Raw genomic sequence first — 21,221 nt, forward strand, 5'->3', positions numbered from 1 at the left:
AATGCAAAATTAGTGAAGGAGTTGACCGATAGTGTCAGAAGCATACAAAAAAGCAGGCGTCGATATAGCGGCGGGCAACGAAGCGGTTGAACGGATGAAGAAGCACGTAAAGCGGACTTACCGCCCAGAGGTGCTGGCAGAGCTTGGCGGCTTCGGCGGTTTGTTCAGCTTGAACAAGGATAAGTATGATGAGCCTGTGCTCGTGTCCGGAACGGATGGCGTTGGGACTAAGCTGAAGCTTGCTTTTGCAATGGATAAGCATGACACGATCGGCATTGATGCCGTTGCGATGTGCGTGAATGATATTATCGTACAAGGCGCGGAGCCTTTATTCTTCCTTGATTACTTGGCTTGTGACAAAGTCGTGCCTGAGAAGATCGAAGCGATCGTCAAAGGAATTTCGGAAGGCTGCTTGCAAGCAGGCTGCTCTTTGATCGGCGGCGAAACAGCTGAAATGCCAGGTATGTATCAAGGCGGAGAATATGATATTGCAGGCTTTACGGTTGGTATTGTGGATAAAAAGAAGATGATCGACGGCTCTACGATTGCAGCTGGCGACGCGGTTATCGGCTTCGCTTCCAGCGGCATTCACAGCAACGGCTTCTCGCTCGTTCGTCGTTTGCTGCTTGAGGATGCTGGCTACAAGCTGGATCAAGAGCTTGAAGAGCTTGGCGGCGCTAAGCTTGGCGATGTGCTGATCGAGCCAACACGCATCTATGTCAAATCAGCGCTTAAGCTGATTGAGCAGGTAGAAGTGAAAGGCATGGCGCATATTACAGGCGGCGGCTTTATCGAGAATATTCCGCGGGTGCTTCCAGACGGCGTAAACGTTGATGTAGAATACGGCTCATGGCCGATTCTGCCGATCTTTGATTTGATGCAAAATAAAGGTGAAATTACGAATCGTGACATGTTCACGACTTTTAATATGGGCATTGGTTTGGTTGTTGTTGTCCCTGCTGATCAAGCTGACGATGCCATTCGCATTGCGAACGAGCTTGGCGAGCAGGCTTACCGTATCGGAACGGTTACGGAAGGAAGCCGCATCGTAACGTTTACTGGAGCGACTGTATAATGGGAGCACTTCGCATCGCTGTTTTCGCTTCGGGACAAGGCACGAACTTCCAAGCGATTATAGATGCGGTGCAGGAGGGGAAGCTCGATGTAAGCATCGAGCTTCTTGTTTGTGACAAGCCTGCCGCTCCCGTCGTGGAGCGCGCTAAGCGGGCGGGTGTGGACACGTTCCTGTTCACACCGAAGAACTACCCGTCCCGTGAAGCCTATGAGACGGAAATCATTGCCGAGCTTGAGCGCCGCGGTGTGGAGCTTATTGTGCTTGCCGGTTATATGCGCATTATTACCTCCGTTGTCGTGGAGCCGTATTACGGCAGGATGATTAATATTCATCCTGCCTTGCTGCCGGCTTTCCCTGGCGTGAACGGGATCGGGCAAGCGTTGGACTATGGCGTTAAGGTGACCGGCGTCACCGTCCACTATGTGGACGGCGGCATGGACAGCGGACCGATTATTGCGCAGTCTGTAGTAGCAGTAGAGGATGACGATACGGAAAGCTCGCTCGCGGTGCGCATTCACGCCGCGGAGCAGGCACTGCTGCCAGCTATCATCCAGCAAATCGCGCAAGGCCGCGTCACGCTGGACGGCCGCCGCGTTACTGTGCTCAGGGGAGAGGAATAGAGCTAGAAACTAGCTCTATTCCACAAACTCGGGTTACTTAAGGCCAAATAGAGCTAGAAATTAGCTCTATTGTCCCCGAAAGCGGCGGAAATGAGCTCATACGGCTGTAGGTTGAAGGAATAGAGCTAGAAACTAGCTCTATTCCACAAACTCAGGTTACTTAGGGGCAAATAGAGCTAAAATTAGCTCTATTTGCCCCGAAAGCGGCAGAAATGAGCTCATTCGGCGGTAGGTTGAAGAAATAGAGCTAGAAATTAGCTCTATTCCCCAAACTCAGGTTACTTAAGGCCAAATAGAGCTAGAAATTAGCTCTATTGTCCCCGAAAACGGCAGAAATGAGCTCATACGGCTGTAGGTTGAAGAAATAGAGCTAGAAACTAGCTCTATTCCACAAACTCAGGTTACTTAGGGCCAAATAGAGCTAGAAATTAGCTCTATTGTCCCCGAAAGCGGCGGAAATGAGCTCATACGGCTAGTGTGAGTTAGGGAAGCTGGCTTCCCTTTATATATGTTTGTTCAATTAGATGAGGAGGGTATTAATATGGCTATTCGCAGAGCGTTAATTAGTGTTTCTGACAAGTCGGGAATCGTGGAGTTTTCCAGAGGGTTAGCAAGCCAAGGTGTGCAAATTATTTCTACTGGTGGTACGTTCAGCCTGCTGCAGAAGGAAGGCGTTCCCGTTATCGGTATTTCTGATGTAACGGGCTTTCCGGAGATTCTGGATGGTCGCGTCAAAACTCTTCACCCTGCGGTGCATAGCGGACTGCTAGCTGTTCGTGATGATGAAGAGCACCAGAAAGCAATGAAAGAGCTTGGCCTCGATTATATTGACATGGTTATCGTTAACCTGTATCCATTCAAAGAAACGATTGCTAAGCCAGATGTGACGTATGAGGATGCAATCGAAAATATCGATATCGGCGGTCCTACAATGCTCCGCTCAGCTGCCAAAAACCATGCATTCGTTACTGTTGTGGTTGATGCCGCTGACTACGGAACAATACTTGAGGAAGTAAAGGCACAGGGCGATACAACGCTCGAGACTCGCAAACGCCTCGCAGCCAAAGTATTCCGTCATACAGCAGCTTATGATTCCCTAATTTCCGATTACCTATCTAAGCAAATGGGCGAGCCGCTTCCTGAGACTTATACCGTTACTTATGAGAAGGTGCAAGATCTTCGGTACGGCGAAAATCCGCATCAGAAGGCTGCATTCTACAGCAAGCCGCTTGCCGCATCTGGCAATGTGACAACAGCTGAGCAGCTGCACGGCAAAGAGCTTTCCTACAACAATATTAGCGATGCTAACGCTGCGCTTGCGATTCTCAAAGAATTCGACGAGCCTGCGGTTGTGGCGGTCAAACATATGAACCCATGTGGGGTAGGCATCGGCGCAACGATTCATGAAGCGTACCAAAAAGCTTATGCGGCTGATCCAACGTCCATTTTTGGCGGTATCGTAGCGGCTAACCGTACAATCGGAGTGGATACGGCTGAGCTGCTTGGCGGCATATTCCTTGAAATCATTATCGCTCCGGACTTTACTCCGGAAGCGCTTGAAGTGCTGACGAAGAAAAAAAATATTCGTTTAATGAAGCTGGGCGAGCTTTCAGCAGCTGGCGAGCGCAAGCCGGAATGGCTTGTAACGTCGGTTGACGGCGGCATGCTCGTGCAAGAGAGCGATGTTCATAGTGTTACGGAAGCGGATCTGCAATTTGTTACAGACCGCAAGCCGACAGCGGAAGAGCTAAAGCAGCTTCTATTCGGCTGGAAAGTAGTAAAGCATGTGAAATCCAACGCGATTCTGCTTGCAAAAGACGATATGACAATTGGTGTAGGCGCAGGCCAAATGAACCGCGTAGGAGCGGCCCGCATTGCGATAGAGCAAGCAGGCGAAGCTGCAAAAGGCTCAGCACTGGCGTCCGATGCATTCTTCCCAATGGGAGATACAGTAGAGCTTGCGGCTAAAGCAGGCATTACAGCTATTATTCAACCAGGCGGCTCAATTAAGGATGAAGAATCGATTGCGGCTGCGAACGCGAACAATATCGCCATGGTGTTCACAAGCGTACGTCATTTCAAACACTAGGGAGGTTATTCTATGCGGATATTGGTCGTAGGCGGCGGTGGACGAGAGCATGCAATCGTCTGGGCGCTGAAGAAGAGCGAGAAGGTTACAAACATTTTTTGCGCGCCGGGCAATGCCGGTATAGCGCAGCTTGCCGAGTGCGTGCCAATTGCGGTAGGACAATTCGATGAGCTGATTTCTTTTGCCAAGGATAAAGCGATTGACCTTGTTTTTGTTGGGCCGGATGATCCTCTTGCCGATGGTATTGTAGATGCGTTCGAAGCGCACGGCATCAAGGCATACGGACCTCGTAAAAATGCAGCGGAAATCGAAGGCAGCAAAATTTTTATGAAAAATTTGTTGAAGAAATACAACATTCCGACTGCGAAGTACGAAACGTTTACTGATTATGAAGCGGCATCCGCTTATTTGAACAAGCAAACGGCTCCTATCGTTATTAAAGCAGACGGTCTGGCAGCAGGGAAAGGCGTTACTGTTGCGGCTACGCTTGAGGAAGCAGAGCAAGCGCTGAAGGATATGATGCTTAACAAGATTTTCGGAGATGCGGGCAGCCAAATCGTTATTGAAGAATGTCTTGTTGGCCAAGAAATGTCAATTCTTGCATTCGTTGATGGTGAAACCGTCAGGGCAATGGTGCCTGCGCAGGACCATAAGCCGATCTTCGATGGCGATAAGGGACCGAATACGGGAGGGATGGGGACGTATACCCCGCTGCCGCATATCGATCCCGCTATTGTCGAACAATCTATTGCCAACATTATCATTCCTACGGCAAAAGCAATGGTTAGCGAAGGCCGTCCATTCCGCGGCGTGTTGTTCGCAGGACTTATGATTACGAAAGACGGTCCGAAGACGATCGAGTTCAACGCTCGCATGGGTGATCCTGAGACGCAGGTTGTACTTCCTCGCCTCGAAACCGAATTGCTCGACATCGTACTTGCTTCTATGAATGGCAGCTTGGATCAAATAGACATCAAGTGGAGCAATGAAGCAGCTGTATGCGTCGTTGTTGCATCGGAAGGTTATCCTGCTTCCTATCCGAAGGGACGGGTTATTACTGGTCTTGCAGAAGCAGAAGCGCAGGGCGCGCTTGTGTTCCACGCAGGCACAGCAGAGAAGGATGGACAGTTCGTTACTAACGGAGGGCGAGTGCTCGGCATTGTTGGCCGTGGCCGCGATATTGCGGAGGCTCGCGCACGCGCATATGAAGCGGTTAGTGTCATCGATTTTGAAGGAAAACAGAATCGAACGGATATTGCTGCTAAAGCGCTCGTATAAGCAAAGCTATGTTGAAATGACCATATAAATGGATGATATTTACAATAATGGACCATTCACTTCGTTTGCTTGAAAAAAGCAGCGTGTGAATGGTCTTTTTTTCTGCTAAAGGTGTCATATTCTCTCGAAAGGTGTTACTATTTTGTAACTCTCTTAATCTGTTGTTCTATTAAGATAGAACTATCAGCTAGGAATAGAAGGTGAGCGAAATGGAAAGAAGAAAGAAACGCCGTCGCAGACTTTTGGTACTGTTCATTTTGGCAGCAGTTATGATATGGATTGGCGGTTGTGCGGTAAGCAAGCCCTTAAGCCTGTCATCGTTCATGTCGATAGGCAGCAAACCAGTCGTGAATGCAGGAACGAGCGAGCAGGGTCCGCAGACAGAAGCAGGAAAGAATAACGGAAACCAATTCATTGTAGTTGGAAATACGGGATCGGATAATGAGAAGCCGGGACCGGGTCATTCGAGTAACGGAGAGACAAGCGTGCCAACGCCTAATAAGCCGGATACGACCGAAAAGGATAAGCCTGACACGCCAGCAACCGAGCCTCCTGAGAAGCCGGCAGTTGATAAATCTGAGCCTATCGAATCGGAAAAGCCTGTTGATGGAGCAAAGAATAAATGCGAGAAATGTATTGCGTTAACATTTGATGATGGACCCGATAGTCGTTATACAACAGCAATTCTGGATATTTTGAAGGAAAAGAAAGTTAAGGCTACTTTTTTTGTAGTAGGACTGCAAGTGAGCAAATTCCCGGAAGTACTTAAGCGTATTGACGAAGAAGGTCATTCGATTGGCAATCATACTTATAATCATAAAGACTTGTCTAAACTGAATAAAGAACAAATACTTAAGGAAATGACCACAGCAGATGCTGAAATTGAGAAGGCGATCGGTTATACGCCAACATTATTCCGTGCTCCTTATGGCGCTGTTAACGACGCATTAATGGAAATCATGAAGGAATACAAGCGCGAATCGATCTTATGGAACATCGATACGCGCGACTGGGCAGGGACTCCCGCTGCTGATATGCAAAAAATGATAAAGAAACAAGCGAAGCCGAATGGTATAATTTTAATGCATTCTTTTGGCGGCAAAAAAATTCAGAACACGGTCGATGCGCTTCCAGGTATCATTGATGAACTAGAAGAAATGGGTTATACATTAGTGACCATTGAACAGCTGGATTAAGATAGGGATATGCACGAGGAGGCTGTAAAGTTGGCTAACGCAGGTTATACAAATGCCGGGGGCGGGCATGGGAAGCAGATTCGCTTAAGCATAATGCTTAGTGCTGTTCTCACCCTCCTGTTCCTGGCAACAGGCTGCCGCTATACAGCTGCTCCTGCAGACCTGCTGCAGAAGCCTGCTATAGCGCCTGACAAGCAAGCTATTGTGCAGGCAATTGAAAAATCATTGCCATCATACAGCAAGCTGACACTTCCTGTTCGCGAGGAGCATATGGGAGCGATTCGCCTAATCGATGTAGACGGGGACGGTACAAACGAGGCTATCGTATCCTATTATAATGAATACAGCACACCTGAACTTATGGTGTTCAAATATACGGCATCCGCTTGGAAGCCATGGCTGCTTATTCAGCAGCCGCTAGCCCGGCAAATCGAATGGTTGAAATTCGAGGATTTGGATAAGGATGGCCAAAAGGAGCTTATAATAGGCTGGATTGGCGGTTTTGACAGTCCTAACGTGCTAGAAATTTACTCGTTCCAATCCAAGCCGATACGCAATGAGTCGGGCAAGCTTACCATTCAGCCGATTGAATCTTTGCCCTATACGTATGCGGAATCAGGCGATTTAGATAATGATGGCAGATCAGAGCTTGTCGTTATATCGGAAACCGGAACAAATCAAGAAATTGCCTTGCCGGAATATCAGTTGACCATTTACAAATGGACGAACAGAAAACTAAAGGAAGTCTACGGAGAATCCATTAATAATGGGGTAAATGCCTATGACCGTATATTGATTGGCCGGATATCTGAGCAGCATAGGGGAATTATTCTGGAAGCATCCACGGGCGCACATTCCTCTTATACGGCTATGTATGTATGGGAGAAAGGAAAGCTTCGACTGGTCTACCCGAACGAGTCAGAGGGAATCGAAGGCATAGTCGGCAAGCCTACCTACAGCCAAGACATTAATGGAGACGGCATCTTGGAGCTGCAATGGAGCAGAGAAGCTCCAGGCTATCCAGATGTTGCATACGCCTACTCCAAGTGGGTGAATGATTGGATGCAATGGGATGGCCATGACGGGTTCAAAAAGATAACAGAGGAATTCACCGATTACCGATATGGGATCCAGATGCGCATACCTAATCAATGGCTGGGTCGCTATACGCTCCATAATGCGGACAATGAACTCTATGCTGTGGTAGCGATCGATTATTGGAATGAAGAGACAAAGGCAACCGCCAAGCTTGCAACCTTATATGCTGTTCCTCAAAAGCAGTGGGGCAGCGTTGAAGCAGGGTGGAGAAGCGAGTCCAAGTCCTTTCGACAAGTATTTACGGATAGCGGCAACGTATTTGTAACTTCGTTCGTGAAGGAAGCCCCGGCAGATGGGTCTGATGCAGACCGGAAAGCGTTCAGAGAAATGCTTGAGGCGGAAGCGGAGTTTACATCATCCCTAACGATTCGAAATGATTAAGAGAAGAGCGGGTGTTGACCGATGCGAATATTACTGTTAGAAGATGAGGAGTCCATCCGCGGATTCGTCCGAATTAATCTGAAGCGAAATGATATGGAGGTCATTGAGGCTGACAACGGTGAAGCTGCGCTTGAATATGCCGAAACGTTGGGGCCTTTTGATATTGCGCTGCTTGATGTCATGCTTCCGACTATTAGCGGATTCGAGGTATGTGAGCAGCTTCGCGAGCGATATCCGCGAATGGGTATTATTATGCTTACGGCAAAGTCGCAGGAGGAAGACAAAATTCATGGGCTTGAGCTAGGTGCAGATGACTATGTGCAGAAGCCATTCAGTCCAGGTGAGCTTATCGCCCGCATTAAATCACTCTATCGGCGGATGAAGCCCGTTATAGGCCAGGAAGAGCCGGGGTCAAGCGGAGGCGCGGAAGAGACTCCGCTAGCTGCTGAGACATTAGAGGCGCAAGTTATGTCTCAGCTTCACATCCAATCGGGTCAAATTTCAGCGGCAAGAGCGGGTGCTCATCATGAATTGAGCGTACAGCCTTTCCGGCTTTCTATATCGGAGCGCAAGCTTTGGAAGAATGAGTGTGAGATTATTCTAACACCTACGGAGTGGGCGCTTGTCAGACTGCTGATGGAGCGAGTGGGCGAGAGTGTGAGTCGCGATCATATTTTGACAGAGGTATGGGGCCGTTACTATGTTGGCGACTTGAAGGTCGTTGATGTAAACATCAGGAGAATTCGTCAAAAAATCGAGAAAAACCCATCAGATCCTTCCTTTATTGAGACGGTGTGGGGCTACGGCTACCGCTGGAAGAGGGGCGGAGACGAATGAAGAGCGTGCAAACGAGAATGGTGTGGAGCTATCTGCTGCTCATCGTGCTTGTCGTCAGCGTACTAGGCGGCGTGTTTGCGACTTTGATGTGGAATTACTATTACGGAAGTGCGCACAGCTCTGTTAAGCAAAGGGCTGAATCAGCATTAACGCTGCACAGCCGTTCACTCTCTTCGCTTACGGTGCAGGATCAGGTAGACTATATGCTCCAATATATGGTCGAAGGCGGTACAAGTCTGCAGCTTCTAGACAGCAAGGGACAAATTCGAATCGATTCGGATGGCTTCGCTCCGGATATTCGTTATACAACCGGGGATGTGAAAGCGGCTATTGCCGGGAATACGGGCAGTTGGCGAGGCGTTGATCCGTACTACGGGGAACGTGTTATTTCCGTAACAATACCGCTGTGGAATGATGCCAAGGTCGTGTCGATGCTTCGTTATTCTGCTTCACTAAAGCAGGTAGATGCTATGATTAGTCAGCTCATCCGGATGACAGTGGCGGTTGGTATTGGCGTCGTGCTGTTGTTTCTCGGCTTAAGCTTGTTTCTGGCGCAGCGGATCGTCAAGCCGATACGCGAGCTCACCCGTGCCGCGCGTTATATGGCTGAAGGAGATTGGACCCGGCGCGCGCTGCGCCGTAACGATGATGAGATAGGCCAGTTGGCGGAAACATTTAATACGATGGTCATTGAGCTGAGCAAGAGGGAGAAGCTGAAGGATGATTTTATTTCTTCTATCTCCCATGAGCTTCGTACGCCGCTGACGTCCATTAAGGGCTGGAGTGAAACATTGAAGGAAAGCGAGCCAACAGAGGACGATGAAGAGGTTAAACTCGGCCTATCTATTATTAGCAAGGAAACAGAACGATTATCGGGTCTTGTTGAGGATTTGCTGGATTTCTCCAAGCTATCGGCACGGACGATGGAGCTGCATACGGAGGTGCTTGATTTCAATAGCCCTGTGAAGGAGACCGTCAATCAGCTAGCCGTGCGAGAGGAACAGACACGCGTTCGACTATTGGCCGCCTATGGCAAAAGCCCTATTGTAGTGCGAGGGGATGCAAATCGTCTGAAACAGGTCATAATCAACCTCATAGACAACGCATTTAAATTTACACCCGCGGGCGGCACCATTCGAGTGGCGACCGCAATCGAGCAAGACTGGGCGAGGCTTGTCGTATCAGATACCGGCTGCGGAATCGATGGTGATGATTTATTGCATGTCACGGAGAAATTTTATAAGGGCAATACGGGACAAGGCGGGTCTGGACTTGGACTAGCCATATGCAAGGAAATAATAGAGCTCCACGGCGGTCAGCTAACGATTGACAGCGAACGCGGAGCTGGTACGGTTGTGACGATTCGAGTGCCGCTTATGCACGAAGCATAAGCTTAAGCGGCCTTCGGTCGTCATTCTTTATAGAACAGCTGCTTGCGCTTAGAAACAACATATATGATCGCGATGACCACACCCGCTGCAATAAAGAAGGACAGCCAATGATTTTGCAGCCATTCAATCCACAAAGGCAAGTTCAAGCACCTCCCCATAAATTTTCCACCTGAATAGTATTCCCCTAAGAAAGATCAAAATATTGATAAACCGCCCACTGTACTATAATCGTACATCTTTGGCTATAAACAGGATTGACAGAAACGGAGGCAAAGTGCTATCATAAGTTCAATATCAATTCATAGTATACGGGTAGGAATTATTATATATACGTGTTCAGGAGGTTATATAGATGGAAAAACAGTTAATTCTTCGGCATGATGGACTTGAACTGGCGGCAACGCTGCATTATCCGACGGACGGAAGCAAGAATGATTCAGAGAAGAAGCAAGCTATTATTATATGCCATGGATTTATAGGCTCACGCGTCGGAGTCGATCGTTTATTCGTCAAAACAGCGCGTGCATTGGCTGCTCAAGGCTCTTACGTATTGCGCTTTGATTATGGGGGCTGCGGAGAAAGCGGGGGAGACTATGGCTCTCTGGGCTTCGACTCCATGGTTGACCAGACACGAACTGCAATTAATTATGTAGCAAGCATGGAATGCGTTGATCCGCTTCGAATCGTACTGCTCGGACACAGTCTTGGAGGCGCAGTAGCGATCATGACCGCCGTTAAGGACAAACGTGCGAAGAGGCTTGTACTTTGGTCTCCGGTTGCTTACCCGTTTAATGACATTGTTCGCATCGTCGGACGCAGCAGTTATGATGAAGCGGTGACGATAGGGAACACAGACTTTCAAGGCTACACTTTGCAGCCTGTATTTTTTGAATCGCTGCTGCAGCACCAGCCTTTTCAAGCGGCAACGAAATTTGCCGGGGAAGTACTGCTTGTCCATGGTACGAGCGATGAGCTAATTCCTGTCGATTACAGCTTCCTCTACCAGAAGGTGTTCTGGACCCGTCATGAGGGGCTATGCGATAAGGAAATTATATTTCAAGCGAATCATACGTATTCAAGCCGGAATCATCAGGAGGAAGCGATACGCGTGACCTCAGAGTGGCTGGATGGACTGGATAAGAAGCAAGAGGAGTGGCATCACTGGAGCATTTAAGAAATAAGCGGGTCGTACGTGCTTTTATTACAAAAGCATGTGCGCCTTTTTTGTGTATATGAGCCTTATCACTTGGAAGTGTTTGGAGGACGTTTGCGCTGGAGGTTTCTAAATATAACTTACTTATTCTGTTGAAGGAGCAACTTTTTTGTCGAGACAACCGTTAGTAAATGTGTTTAAATGGAAGTTAGATGGAAACGAATACAAGCTATTCATAGCGGAAAAAGGCAGGGTTGCTTACTTATGGATAAACGATTGCGAATTTCGGTCAGCGCATTGCTATTATCTTTTATTCTTATGTTCACAGCATGCAGTTCGGGAAATGGTGGCAAGGAGCAGCCGCAGGAAACAGGAGAAACGATCGATCCCATCAGTACCGAGGAGGCTGCACCGCCGACGCCACCGCGACTTACAGCATCGCTCACGGGCTTGGAGAAAGAGGAGGGAGTAGAAGCTAGACCGATAGTCGTCATGATTAACAACTTTGCAGCTGCTCGTCCACAGTCCGGGCTTACGAACGCCGATGTGATATGGGAAGTGCTTGCAGAAGGCGGTATTACGCGGTTGATTGCCGTATTTCAGAGCACGAATGCTTTGACGGATACGATTGGCCCGATTCGCAGCATTCGCCCCTACTTGATCGACATAGGCGATAGTTACGGGGCTATCCTAGCTCATGCAGGAGCGAGCACAGACGGATACGATATCTTGCAGCATCAAGGAAAGCCGTATTTGGATGAAATATCGAATGCGGGCAGCTATTTCTGGAGAAGCAAGGATCGGAAGCCGCCGCATAATTTATATTCGAATTTGGAAAAGCTGCGCGCGGGTGTGGAGAAGAAGAAATACTTTACGGAGAAAGTTACTCCTGCCTACACCTTTGCAGAGAACGGTTCAAACGAATCAGGTGTCCCGGCTTCAACGGTAACGATATCTTTTTTGCTGAAAAATTATAAGGTTGGCTATGAATACGATGCTGCAAGCGGTACATACAAACGATCAATCAATGATAAGCCTCATATCGATATGAATAATAATGAGCAGCTTACGGGAACGAATCTGGTTGTGCTCGGAGCCAACCACAAGACCTTAGATGATGAGGGCCGATTGGCGGTTAATTTGACGGAGGGCGGCTCGGCTCTTCTTTTCCAGAAAGGTAAGGCGATAGAGGCGGAATGGGTTCGTGCTCCCGATGGCATGATTCGAATTGTGAAGAACGGGGCAGAGCTTGAATTGGTTCCAGGAAAAACGTTTTTTCACATCGTTCCGAACAAACCGACCTTTGCAGAACATATTACGTGGGTATAAATATAGCTTATTGGTTACACTATCAATACGATAGTGAATGGGCTATGGCTTCAGAACAGCGCAATCCTATGACAGGATTGCGTCTTTTTTTTCTTTTTTTATGAAAATAAAAAATTTTTTTATTAAACATTTACATTCTCTTAACAATTAAGATGTATACTATGTTAAGATATTGTGGGCTCATAGCAGTGCGCCTAAACATCCAGTCAGGTAAAGGGGATTACGATGTTCAAGAAAAAGGATATTTTCTTTAAGACGTTTGAGGATATGGCTGATGCCATTGTTGAAGCAGTGGAGTATTTTTCGAAGGGTCTATCAGACTTATCAGATGTTGCTACTTTCGCCAAGACCATGAAGGAATACGAAAGCCAATGCGATAAATATACGCATACGATCTTGAAGGAACTGAACAAAACGTTCATTACTCCAATCGAGCGTGAGGATATTATGGCGCTTACGACTTCTCTTGATGATGTGCTTGACGGCATTGAGGCATGTGCATCGCGGTTTGAAATGTACAATGTTCGTGAAAGTGACGAGTACATTACGAAATTCGGCGAAATTCTTGTTCGATCTGCACACGAAATCAAGAAAGCCATATACTTACTGACACAAAAAAAATTGCTAGCCATTCGTGAGATGAACATTGAGCTGAACGAGCTAGAGAATCAAGCAGATGATCTGCTTCGGGTTTGCATCAAGAATTTGTTTGCAAATGTAACTGACCCAATTGAATTAATGAAGCGCAAAGAGCTTTATGAGATGCTAGAAGAAACGACCGACTTCTGCGAAGACGTTGCCAATACGCTGGAATCGATCATTATGCGTAACAGCTAATCTAAAGAGTGGGAGTCTTAAAAAATGGATCTATTGGTTCTATGGATTGTTGTATTTCTAGCACTGTCATTTGATTTTATAAATGGATTTCACGACACGGCTAATGCCATTGCGACCGCTGTGTCCACACGCGCATTAAAGCCAAGGGTAGCCATTATCATGGCTGCAACGATGAACTTTCTTGGCGCGGTTACGTTTACCGGTGTTGCTGCGACCATAGGTAAAGGCGTTGCTAACCCAGCAGCATTATCGAACGGGGTAGCTATTGTAATTGCTGCACTAATTTCCGCTATCGCGTGGAATTTGATAACCTGGTGGTTCGGAATTCCTTCCTCCTCCTCGCATGCATTGATTGGATCACTAGCTGGAGCGGTTATCGGCGGCGCGGGTATTAGCAATATTAATTCCGAGGGATTAATTAAGATCGTTAAAGCTTTATTGCTCTCACCTGTACTTGCATTTGCAGCCGGCTTTATTATCATGTGGATATTAAAGCAGATATTTGCCAAATCAAGTCCGCATCAGGTGAATAAAGGATTTCGTTTCGCACAAATCTTAACAGCAGCATTCCAATCCTTCTCGCATGGTACGAATGATGCGCAGAAGGCGATGGGGATTATCGTATTCGCCCTCGTAGCTTCTGATATTCAAACTACGATGGATGTTCCGATGTGGGTTAAAATATCCGCAGCGACATCGATGGCACTCGGTACTTCAGTCGGCGGCTGGAAAATAATCAAAACAATGGGCACCAAAATATTCAAAATTGAGCCAATTAACGGCTTTGCAGCAGATGCAGGCTCTGCAATCGTTATTTTGACAGCAACGATGCTCCATTTGCCAGTCAGCACAACTCACGTTATCACTTCTTCGATCCTTGGTGTAGGCAGCGCTAAACGCTTCTCCGCCGTCAAATGGGGAGTAGCAGGACGCATCGGAATCGCATGGGTAATCACAATTCCAATTACGGTACTCATGGCTATGTTCACCTACTGGATCGTTCAATTCTTCTTCTAAGAGGCTGTGGCGGGATTGTGGGGAAGGGCGACGTACCTTTGTAGGACGTAGACGTAGGTCCAAAGGTTGAACCTTCTAAGGACATGCCCGATGGAAGGATCCCCCAAAGGTCGAAACCTTTGAGGTCGAACCTTCTGGACGTACCTTCGTACCTCAGAGCGTAGCTTCGTACCTCAGAGCGTAGCTTCGTACCTCTGAACGTACCTTCTTACCTCTGAACGTACCTTCTTACCTCTGAACGTACCTCCTATGAGGCAAACTCCGTTTTAGTGAGGATAAACTCACTAATTTGGCAGCTATACGAAGTTTTCAATGAGATAGTGAGGAAAACCTCACTCGCCATGAACCTAGGTTCATGGGGAATGAGATTTACCTCACTATTTTTTGTGTTCTCCATATGTAAGCCCCATAATAAGTGAGGCTGGCCTCACAGTTAGTGAGTTTCGTCGCGGATTTCGACTACACAGGGCGAGTCGGATGTGAGAGTGATGCGGATTGGTTACTCGGGAGCGCGAAACGAGCTGGATGTGCGCGTTGGAGTAACTGTTGAGTATGAAGTGACTTACGGATTGGTTACTTAGGAGCACGAAACGAGCTGGATGTGTGCATTGGAGTAACTGTTGAGTATGAGTGAATTGCGGATTGGTTACTTAGGAGCACGAAACGAGCTGGATGTGTGCATTGGAGTAACTGTTGAGTATGAGTGATTACGGATTTGTTACTTAGGAGCGCGAAATGAGCTGGATGTGTGCGTTGGAGTAACTGTTGAGTATGAAGTGACTTACGGATTGGTTACTCGGGAGTGCGAAACGAGCTGGATGTGCGCGTTGGAGTAACTGTTGAGTATGAAGTGACTTACGGATTGGTTACTTAGGAGCGCGAAATGAGCTAGTTGTGCACATTGAAGTAACTGTTGAGTATGAGTGAATTGCGGATTGGTTACTTAGGAGCACGAAACGAGCTGGATGTGTGCGTTGGAGTAACCATTGTGTATGAGTGAATTACAGATTGTTGCTTAGGAGCGCGAAACGAGCTGGATATGCACAATGGATTAACAGTTGTGTATGAGTGGCCTAAGGAGATTGCCGAACGGTGTCGAAGGTTGCACTTGTGCACAGGCTTAAATAATAAGGAATAGTGAAGAGATACAAAAACTGTGGATATATCAGTTTTTTGAGATATCCACAGGGGTATAAGTTGTTTCTATGTAGTGTGAAATGATGCATAAATAAGATACGACGAGTATTATGCACAATCAGACCACAGATGTGGATGAATGAGCAAGATTAGGATTGGTTGTAGCTCGAGAGCAGGTAAGAAGTTGTTCTATGCTTGGATGCTTGGCCGCGCAATATGCCTTCCTGTTCAAATCGCTGAAGCCAGTCAATAGCTGTTCGGTTGCTAATTTGAAATTCACGAGCGACTTCGCTAGGTTTAAGCTTTCCATCTCGGCGCATAGCCAATTGAATGAGAAGCTGCTTGCGAATTTCCCATAGCTTGGTGGGCTTTGTACTTTCACCGCTATAGGTTAATGCCCACCAATGCCCAATTGCTTGCTTTAATTGGAACATGCATTTTTGTGAATGGTTTTTCACCTGCCAAGCCGAGAAACGAAGTACAATCCAGCCTGACAAGACAAGATCATTCTGGCGAATGAGATGGTCATTGAATTCGGCAGGCGAAATATTGCGAGCGTGAGTTGTAAAGCCGTCAATTTCGACTACCAATCGCATTCCGTTCTTAATATATACGAAATCAGCAAATCTTTGGCCTCCTTTATGGTCAACAAAAGGATGCTCGGCGCGAAGACCGTCATAATTGTGGTCGAATGCCGGGCCCCACACTTGCTCAAGAAAAGAGATTGAGGATATATCCAGCTTGCTGCGATAGGAGCTGCTTAGAGCAGCTTCTCGTTCAAAGCGTTCAATAAATGATATCAGGTTAGGATGCATTTCTATTCCTCCTTTTTGTGTAAGAAATGAAAACACCCCGACTGCAGCGCTTAGCGCTGCAGTCGGGGTGTGCTTCACTCCAATGCATATATAACTTCATATTAGCGAATAGAAGGCATTCATACAAGTGAGCTGGAGTAGTTCTGGCTAACTCTACCCTGATACGTATGGATGTACAAAGGTTAATTGGCTGATCGGAGGAGGTGGGCCAATTAATCTTTTCTTATTACTTCTTGCGCTTTGTGGTGCGCCGGCGGACTTGGCTTTTGCCTGAGCCTGTTCCAGTACGAGGCTTGCGGCGCTTGCGGCGTTTTGGTTTCCATTCTCCGTCATCATCATCCGAATCGGAGGAGGACTTTTTGAAGGAGCCCATAAGCACTTTGACAAGCGGAGCCATCTGAGAAACGCTGCTCATGACCTTCTGAACCTTCGTAACGGTGCTCAGAATCCCGTCGATTCCACCAAGCCGATCCAAGTAGCCTTTAATTTCTCCTAAGCTGGCAAGAGAAAAGCCTGTTTTGGCAGGGGTGGTCGAATCCACTAAGTCTGCTGCTTTCTCAGGCAAGACAACGGGCAGTATATCCTGGCCTGGAGGGGGCGGTGTCATCGGCGGCATAGACGGCAGATTCGCACCAAAGTTAAAGCCGCCAGATTTGGCTCCCATCGATTTATGAGGAGGTCCTTCACCTGCGCGGTAGCCACCGTGTCCATTATAGTGTTGGTTGCCGGTACCGGAGGAGTTGTTGCGATAATTCACACGGATCACAACCCTTTTTTATAATAGTCTATGGAATAGGCAAACATACGGATTGGACTAATGTCCCGAGATCCTATATTTTTTATAGATTAATGCCCTGTGCCTGTATGATTTGCCGCTCTTCCAGAAAAGCTGATTAATCCTTCCATTCTGTAATGCGTGAATACGGTAATGTTTGAATAAATCTGTTAAAAAAGCTACAATGAAAGCATTGGTTTAAATATGAGAACGTCATGATTTTATCTAATATGATGCTTATATTTTTACGCGAAACGTGTAGAGCGCCGTCATCGACGGGCGTTTGCCGTTTACGCATGTAATAGGGGTGGATGCACATGCAGCTGAAAAAGCTGAACGATAAAGCAATAGATCAATTATTTGAAGCGGTACTAACCTTGAAATCGGTTGAGGAATGTTATGTGTTTTTTGACGACTTGTGTACGGTTAATGAAATTCAGTCGTTATCTCAGCGGTTAGAGGTTGCTCGTATGCTCGGCAAGGGCAGCACGTACAATGCAATTGAAGCGGAAACAGGAGCGAGCACGGCGACAATCTCACGGGTGAAGCGCTGTTTGAATTACGGCAATGACGGCTACAAAATGGCTTTAGAGCGTCTCGGAAGGTAGGTCCTTTCCATGAAGCCGGGCGTTCTAGTCATTAGTCATGGCTCCAGAGAGGCTGAATGGGTTCAGCTAGTGGATGAAGCTGTAGCTGCTGCTGCGGCTTCTCTTCCGTTGGCAGGTATTCCAGTATATTCCTCCTTTCTTGAAATTGTCGAGGGACGGCTCATTCAGGATGGAATTGATGAGTTGGAACGGCAGGGCGTAACGGATATGCTGGTTATACCGTTATTCGTCTCCTCAGGAAGCACTCATGTTGACGAGATTGGACAGGCGTTTGGCCTTCCATGGGTATCGGATTTAGAAGGCGATCTTGGCACTTTCCGTGTTGAAGCGAAGGTGCATTATGGCCTGCCGATTAACGATGATCCAGAAATTGCTGAGCTTCTAGCAACTCATGCTGAGGATTTGTCTACAGAGCCTGCGAAGGAAGCGTTATTGCTGATCGGTCACGGGAGCAAGGAAGACGTATTCCACCAAAGGTGGGAGCTGGGTCTGAAGCAGCTGAGTGAACAGCTTCGAAAGCTCGGCGGCTATGCACGTGCAGATTATGCCATGCTGCTGCCCGATCAAGCGGCAATGAAGCTTGCCGGCATGCAGGCGGAGCATCCAGAGGAAGCGGTCATTGTAGTTCCGCTGTTTCTGAGCCAGGGTTATTTTACAAATCATGTAATTCCGACTCGGCTTGCAGGGCTTGATTATCGGTACAATGGACGGGCTATGCTTCCTCATCCGGCAATTGAACGTTGGCTGGAGCGGCAGATGACTGACTGGTTGAAAGCCGGAAGTTAATCAAGATTTATTAGCTAATCGCATATTATGATGTAGGTTGAGTGATTGTTAGGGGTGAACCGATAGATGGCAATCAAACGGGCAAGACTGATATATAACCCGAGTTCAGGAAGAGAAGAAATGAAAAAGCGTCTGCCGGATATTTTGCAGCGATTAGAACAGGGCGGTATTGAAACAAGCTGTCATGCGACCATTGGTGAAGGTGATGCTACGATTGCTGCTTCTGAAGCGGCGGATCGCGATTATGATATGATTATTGCAGCTGGCGGCGACGGCACGCTGTATGAAGTCATTAATGGATTAACGAACAAGTCGAACTGTCCTCCTCTTGGTATTTTGCCGCTGGGAACGACGAATGATTTCGCGAGAGCGATGGGTATTCCGAGAGCCTGGGAGTATGCGGTCGACTTGATCATTCAACAATATACGCGGCCGATTGACGTCGGGAAGGCGAATGATCGTTATTTTATTAATATTGCTGGCGGCGGCTCATTGACAGAACTGACCTATGATGTGCCGAGCAAGCTCAAGACGATGATTGGGCAGCTCGCTTATTATATGAAGGGTTTGGAGAAAATGACCCGCCTGCGCCCGACCGAATTAACATTCCAAGCGGCTGGCGTCGGTCAGTTCCACGATGAGTTCATGATGTTCCTCATTTGCAACAGCAATTCGGTTGGCGGATTTGAACGCCTTGCGCCGGATTCCAAGCTGGATGATGGTTTGCTTGATGTGCTGTTGATCCGCAAGTGCAACTTGCCTGAGTTTATTAAGCTCGTGTCACTTGCGCTTCGCGGCGAGCATCTCAATGATCCGCATGTGATCCACTTCCGGACCAACGAGCTGAAGGTAACGACACCGGATTACGTACAGATTAACCTCGATGGTGAATATGGCGGCGTGCTGCCATGCACATTCTCGGTGCTGCCGCTGCACTTGAATATTTTTGCGGATAAAACGGGCGTGTCTACTTATAGATAAGAGCGGATTAAAGCTTGCAAGAAACAGCAATGAAGAAAGAGCGGAGAGAATTTATGAACAAAGGCAGAAGCAGAGGCGGCAGCAGGGGGAAATCGCGAAGCACAGGAAATGCTAGTGCAGCGGCAGCTCCAATAGATGCGCCTTTTCAAAAAAATGAAGAAGTCACTGTCGATATCATCGGCCTGACTCATGATGGAGAAGGGGTAGGCCGCGCTGACGGCTATACCCTTTTTATACAAGGGGCGCTTCCTGGTGAACGCGTGCGCGCCAAGGTTATGAAAGTAAAGAAGCAGTATGGTTATGCACGGCTGGAGGAGATTGTTCTTAAGAGCCCCTCACGTGTGGAGCCGCCTTGTGATATATATAAGGAGTGCGGCGGCTGCCAGCTGCAGCACTTCGATTATCCTGCACAGCTGGAGTGGAAGAGACAGCATGTGGTGGACAATTTAATGCGGATCGGGAAGCTTAAAGTAATTGGCGAAGCTAATCGTGAAGGTGCGATTATTTCGGAGGGAATCATCGTTCATGAAACGGTTGGAATGGACGAGCCTTGGCGTTACCGGAATAAGGCTGCGGTACCTGTTGGCATAAGCTCGAAGGATGGCGAGCTGCTCGCTGGTTTCTATGCACGGAGCAGCCATCGCATTATCGATATGGACGATTGTCTCATTCAGCATAATGACAATGACGAAGTCATTCGTATGGTGAAGAGAATCGGCAGGGAGCTGGGAGCCTCGCCCTATGATGAGGAAACAGGCGGCGGCATGCTTCGTCATGTGATGGCGCGGACGGGAGTAGTCACTGGTGAAATCATGGTCGTGCTCGTAACGAATGGCAAAAAGCTGCCGTCGGCAGAGCTTTGGGTTCAACGAATTCGTGAAGAGCTGCCAGCTGTGAAGAGCATCGTGCAGAACGTCAATGAGCGGAACACGAATGTCATATTCGGTGATGAAACGAAAGTGCTATGGGGCAGTGAAGTGATATATGATGAGCTCGACGGTATTCGCTTCGCGATTTCCGCTAGATCGTTCTATCAGGTGAACCCGGTACAGACGGTTGAGCTTTACCGTAAAGCGGTTGAGTATGCAGGCTTGACGGGATCGGAGACGGTAATCGATGCTTATTGCGGTATTGGTACCATCTCGTTATTCCTTGCTCGGCAAGCGGGCCGCGTGTATGGAGTGGAAATCGTTCCAGAAGCGATTGAGGATGCAGCAAGGAATGCTGCGCTGAATGGTATCGAGAACGCGTCATTTGAAGCGGGACCTGCGGAGGTCGTTATTCCTCGCTGGCGCGAGGAAGGCATAACGGCAGATGTAATCGTCGTTGATCCACCAAGAAAAGGCTGCGATCCTGCACTGCTTGAAACGATTCTCGCAATGAAGCCGGAAAGAGTTGTTTATGTGAGCTGTAATCCGTCTACGCTTGCTCGGGATTTGAGAGTGCTGGAGGATGGCGGATACCGCACGGCTGAGGTTGTGCCGGTGGATATGTTTCCTTGGACGGTGCATGTGGAGAGCTGTGTGTTGCTAGTGAGAGATGTTGTAACCACCCAATAAACTCTTGCTATAACAAATAAAGTTCTGCTAAAAACGTAATAAACCCGTGCTAAATAGGGTGAGTGAATGAGAATAGGAAGCAGATATTGCTTACCTACAGCCCCCTCAAAGCACGCTAGAGAATACAAAATAACCGAGCGAGATTCAGGTAATATCACTGAGTTCGCTCGGTTTTTCATTTGACCGAATGATGATTAATATATTTTTATTGTAAACATTTTGCTTTCGCCTGTTGTGCGAGAGCGTGCTGTAATAGCGA

18 protein-coding genes are annotated in these 21,221 nt (G+C 47.7%); 16 read left to right on the plus strand and 2 right to left on the minus strand.

Going from position 1 to position 21,221, the window contains the following annotated elements; all coding sequences use genetic code 11:
- The first annotated feature begins 31 nt into the window (after positions 1-31).
- The 12 genes from purM to CEF13_RS04285 all read left to right on the plus strand — a co-directional run bounded on the left by purM (position 32) and on the right by CEF13_RS04285 (position 14,301).
- A complete protein-coding gene (gene purM / locus CEF13_RS04230) occupies positions 32-1,075 on the plus strand; it encodes a phosphoribosylformylglycinamidine cyclo-ligase (RefSeq protein WP_102709571.1) in 1,044 nt (347 codons plus the stop codon).
- Positions 1,075-1,695 (plus strand): phosphoribosylglycinamide formyltransferase, encoded by a 621-nt coding sequence (gene purN / locus CEF13_RS04235; protein WP_102709572.1) that lies wholly within the window; start codon positions 1,075-1,077, stop codon positions 1,693-1,695. Before purM ends, purN begins: the two co-directional genes overlap by 1 nt.
- A 541-nt stretch (positions 1,696-2,236) precedes the next feature.
- Positions 2,237-3,784 (plus strand): bifunctional phosphoribosylaminoimidazolecarboxamide formyltransferase/IMP cyclohydrolase, encoded by a 1,548-nt coding sequence (gene purH, locus CEF13_RS04240; protein ID WP_102709573.1) that lies wholly within the window; start codon positions 2,237-2,239, stop codon positions 3,782-3,784.
- Positions 3,785-3,796: 12 nt separating this feature from the next.
- Positions 3,797-5,062 carry a phosphoribosylamine--glycine ligase gene (gene purD / locus CEF13_RS04245; RefSeq protein ID WP_102709574.1) on the plus strand — a complete coding sequence of 422 codons (1,266 nt, stop codon included), beginning with the start codon at positions 3,797-3,799 and terminating at the stop codon, positions 5,060-5,062.
- A gap of 209 nt (positions 5,063-5,271) precedes the next feature.
- Positions 5,272-6,258: a polysaccharide deacetylase family protein gene (locus tag CEF13_RS04250; RefSeq protein WP_102709575.1), complete on the plus strand. Its 987-nt coding sequence runs from the start codon at positions 5,272-5,274 to the stop codon at positions 6,256-6,258.
- A gap of 30 nt (positions 6,259-6,288) precedes the next feature.
- A complete protein-coding gene (locus CEF13_RS04255; RefSeq protein ID WP_102709576.1) occupies positions 6,289-7,737 on the plus strand; it encodes an FG-GAP repeat domain-containing protein in 1,449 nt (482 codons plus the stop codon).
- 21 nt (positions 7,738-7,758) lie between these two features.
- On the plus strand, positions 7,759-8,574 hold the full coding sequence (locus CEF13_RS04260; protein ID WP_102709577.1) for a response regulator transcription factor: 816 nt from the start codon (positions 7,759-7,761) through the stop codon (positions 8,572-8,574).
- Positions 8,571-9,965 (plus strand): sensor histidine kinase, encoded by a 1,395-nt coding sequence (locus tag CEF13_RS04265; RefSeq protein WP_102709578.1) that lies wholly within the window; start codon positions 8,571-8,573, stop codon positions 9,963-9,965. The genes CEF13_RS04260 and CEF13_RS04265 overlap by 4 nt, the downstream gene beginning before the upstream one ends.
- A 352-nt stretch (positions 9,966-10,317) precedes the next feature.
- On the plus strand, positions 10,318-11,139 hold the full coding sequence (locus tag CEF13_RS04270; RefSeq protein ID WP_102709579.1) for an alpha/beta hydrolase: 822 nt from the start codon (positions 10,318-10,320) through the stop codon (positions 11,137-11,139).
- A 243-nt stretch (positions 11,140-11,382) separates the two neighbouring features.
- Positions 11,383-12,447 (plus strand): DUF3048 domain-containing protein, encoded by a 1,065-nt coding sequence (locus CEF13_RS04275; protein ID WP_102709580.1) that lies wholly within the window; start codon positions 11,383-11,385, stop codon positions 12,445-12,447.
- Positions 12,448-12,672: 225 nt separating this feature from the next.
- Positions 12,673-13,284 (plus strand): DUF47 domain-containing protein, encoded by a 612-nt coding sequence (locus CEF13_RS04280; protein ID WP_102709581.1) that lies wholly within the window; start codon positions 12,673-12,675, stop codon positions 13,282-13,284.
- A gap of 24 nt (positions 13,285-13,308) precedes the next feature.
- On the plus strand, positions 13,309-14,301 hold the full coding sequence (locus tag CEF13_RS04285) for an inorganic phosphate transporter (RefSeq protein WP_102709582.1): 993 nt from the start codon (positions 13,309-13,311) through the stop codon (positions 14,299-14,301).
- 1,286 nt (positions 14,302-15,587) lie between these two features.
- Here CEF13_RS04285 and CEF13_RS04290 read toward each other — a convergent pair.
- Together CEF13_RS04290 and CEF13_RS04295 are read right to left on the minus strand one after the other, a co-directional pair.
- Positions 15,588-16,253: a helix-turn-helix domain-containing protein gene (locus CEF13_RS04290; protein WP_102709583.1), complete on the minus strand. Its 666-nt coding sequence runs from the start codon at positions 16,251-16,253 to the stop codon at positions 15,588-15,590.
- Positions 16,254-16,479: 226 nt separating this feature from the next.
- Complete coding sequence (locus CEF13_RS04295; protein ID WP_102709584.1) at positions 16,480-17,010, minus strand: tyrosine protein kinase; 531 nt, start codon at positions 17,008-17,010, stop codon at positions 16,480-16,482.
- A gap of 335 nt (positions 17,011-17,345) precedes the next feature.
- Here CEF13_RS04295 and CEF13_RS04300 point away from each other — a divergent pair, with 335 nt between their 5' ends.
- From CEF13_RS04300 to rlmD, 4 genes are all read left to right on the plus strand, one after another.
- Entirely contained in the window at positions 17,346-17,636 is a 291-nt protein-coding gene (locus CEF13_RS04300) for a YerC/YecD family TrpR-related protein (protein ID WP_054026535.1), read from the plus strand.
- Between the two features lie 9 nt (positions 17,637-17,645).
- A complete protein-coding gene (locus tag CEF13_RS04305) occupies positions 17,646-18,422 on the plus strand; it encodes a sirohydrochlorin chelatase (RefSeq protein ID WP_102709585.1) in 777 nt (258 codons plus the stop codon).
- 72 nt (positions 18,423-18,494) lie between these two features.
- Positions 18,495-19,403, plus strand: coding sequence for a diacylglycerol kinase (locus CEF13_RS04310; RefSeq protein WP_211297055.1), 909 nt, complete (start codon positions 18,495-18,497; stop codon positions 19,401-19,403).
- A 53-nt stretch (positions 19,404-19,456) separates the two neighbouring features.
- Positions 19,457-20,962, plus strand: coding sequence for a 23S rRNA (uracil(1939)-C(5))-methyltransferase RlmD (gene rlmD / locus CEF13_RS04315; protein ID WP_102716202.1), 1,506 nt, complete (start codon positions 19,457-19,459; stop codon positions 20,960-20,962).
- The last annotated feature ends 259 nt before the right edge of the window (positions 20,963-21,221 follow it).

The organism is Paenibacillus castaneae, from assembly GCF_002884445.1.
In the GTDB taxonomy this organism is placed as follows: domain Bacteria; phylum Bacillota; class Bacilli; order Paenibacillales; family Paenibacillaceae; genus Pristimantibacillus; species Pristimantibacillus castaneae.

What these genes read in the sequence shown, in the direction of transcription:
- purN (WP_102709572.1), top strand. Translation starts at nt 1,075, where the DNA reads ATGGGAGCACTTCGCATCGCTGTTTTCGCTTCGGGACAAGGCACGAAC.
- purH (WP_102709573.1), top strand. Translation starts at nt 2,237, where the DNA reads ATGGCTATTCGCAGAGCGTTAATTAGTGTTTCTGACAAGTCGGGAATC.
- purD (WP_102709574.1), top strand. Translation starts at nt 3,797, where the DNA reads ATGCGGATATTGGTCGTAGGCGGCGGTGGACGAGAGCATGCAATCGTC.
- CEF13_RS04250 (WP_102709575.1), top strand. Translation starts at nt 5,272, where the DNA reads ATGGAAAGAAGAAAGAAACGCCGTCGCAGACTTTTGGTACTGTTCATT.
- CEF13_RS04260 (WP_102709577.1), top strand. Translation starts at nt 7,759, where the DNA reads ATGCGAATATTACTGTTAGAAGATGAGGAGTCCATCCGCGGATTCGTC.
- CEF13_RS04265 (WP_102709578.1), top strand. Translation starts at nt 8,571, where the DNA reads ATGAAGAGCGTGCAAACGAGAATGGTGTGGAGCTATCTGCTGCTCATC.
- CEF13_RS04270 (WP_102709579.1), top strand. Translation starts at nt 10,318, where the DNA reads ATGGAAAAACAGTTAATTCTTCGGCATGATGGACTTGAACTGGCGGCA.
- CEF13_RS04275 (WP_102709580.1), top strand. Translation starts at nt 11,383, where the DNA reads ATGGATAAACGATTGCGAATTTCGGTCAGCGCATTGCTATTATCTTTT.
- CEF13_RS04280 (WP_102709581.1), top strand. Translation starts at nt 12,673, where the DNA reads ATGTTCAAGAAAAAGGATATTTTCTTTAAGACGTTTGAGGATATGGCT.
- CEF13_RS04285 (WP_102709582.1), top strand. Translation starts at nt 13,309, where the DNA reads ATGGATCTATTGGTTCTATGGATTGTTGTATTTCTAGCACTGTCATTT.
- CEF13_RS04290 (WP_102709583.1), bottom strand. Translation starts at nt 16,253, where the DNA reads ATGCATCCTAACCTGATATCATTTATTGAACGCTTTGAACGAGAAGCT.
- CEF13_RS04300 (WP_054026535.1), top strand. Translation starts at nt 17,346, where the DNA reads ATGCAGCTGAAAAAGCTGAACGATAAAGCAATAGATCAATTATTTGAA.
- CEF13_RS04305 (WP_102709585.1), top strand. Translation starts at nt 17,646, where the DNA reads ATGAAGCCGGGCGTTCTAGTCATTAGTCATGGCTCCAGAGAGGCTGAA.
- rlmD (WP_102716202.1), top strand. Translation starts at nt 19,457, where the DNA reads ATGAACAAAGGCAGAAGCAGAGGCGGCAGCAGGGGGAAATCGCGAAGC.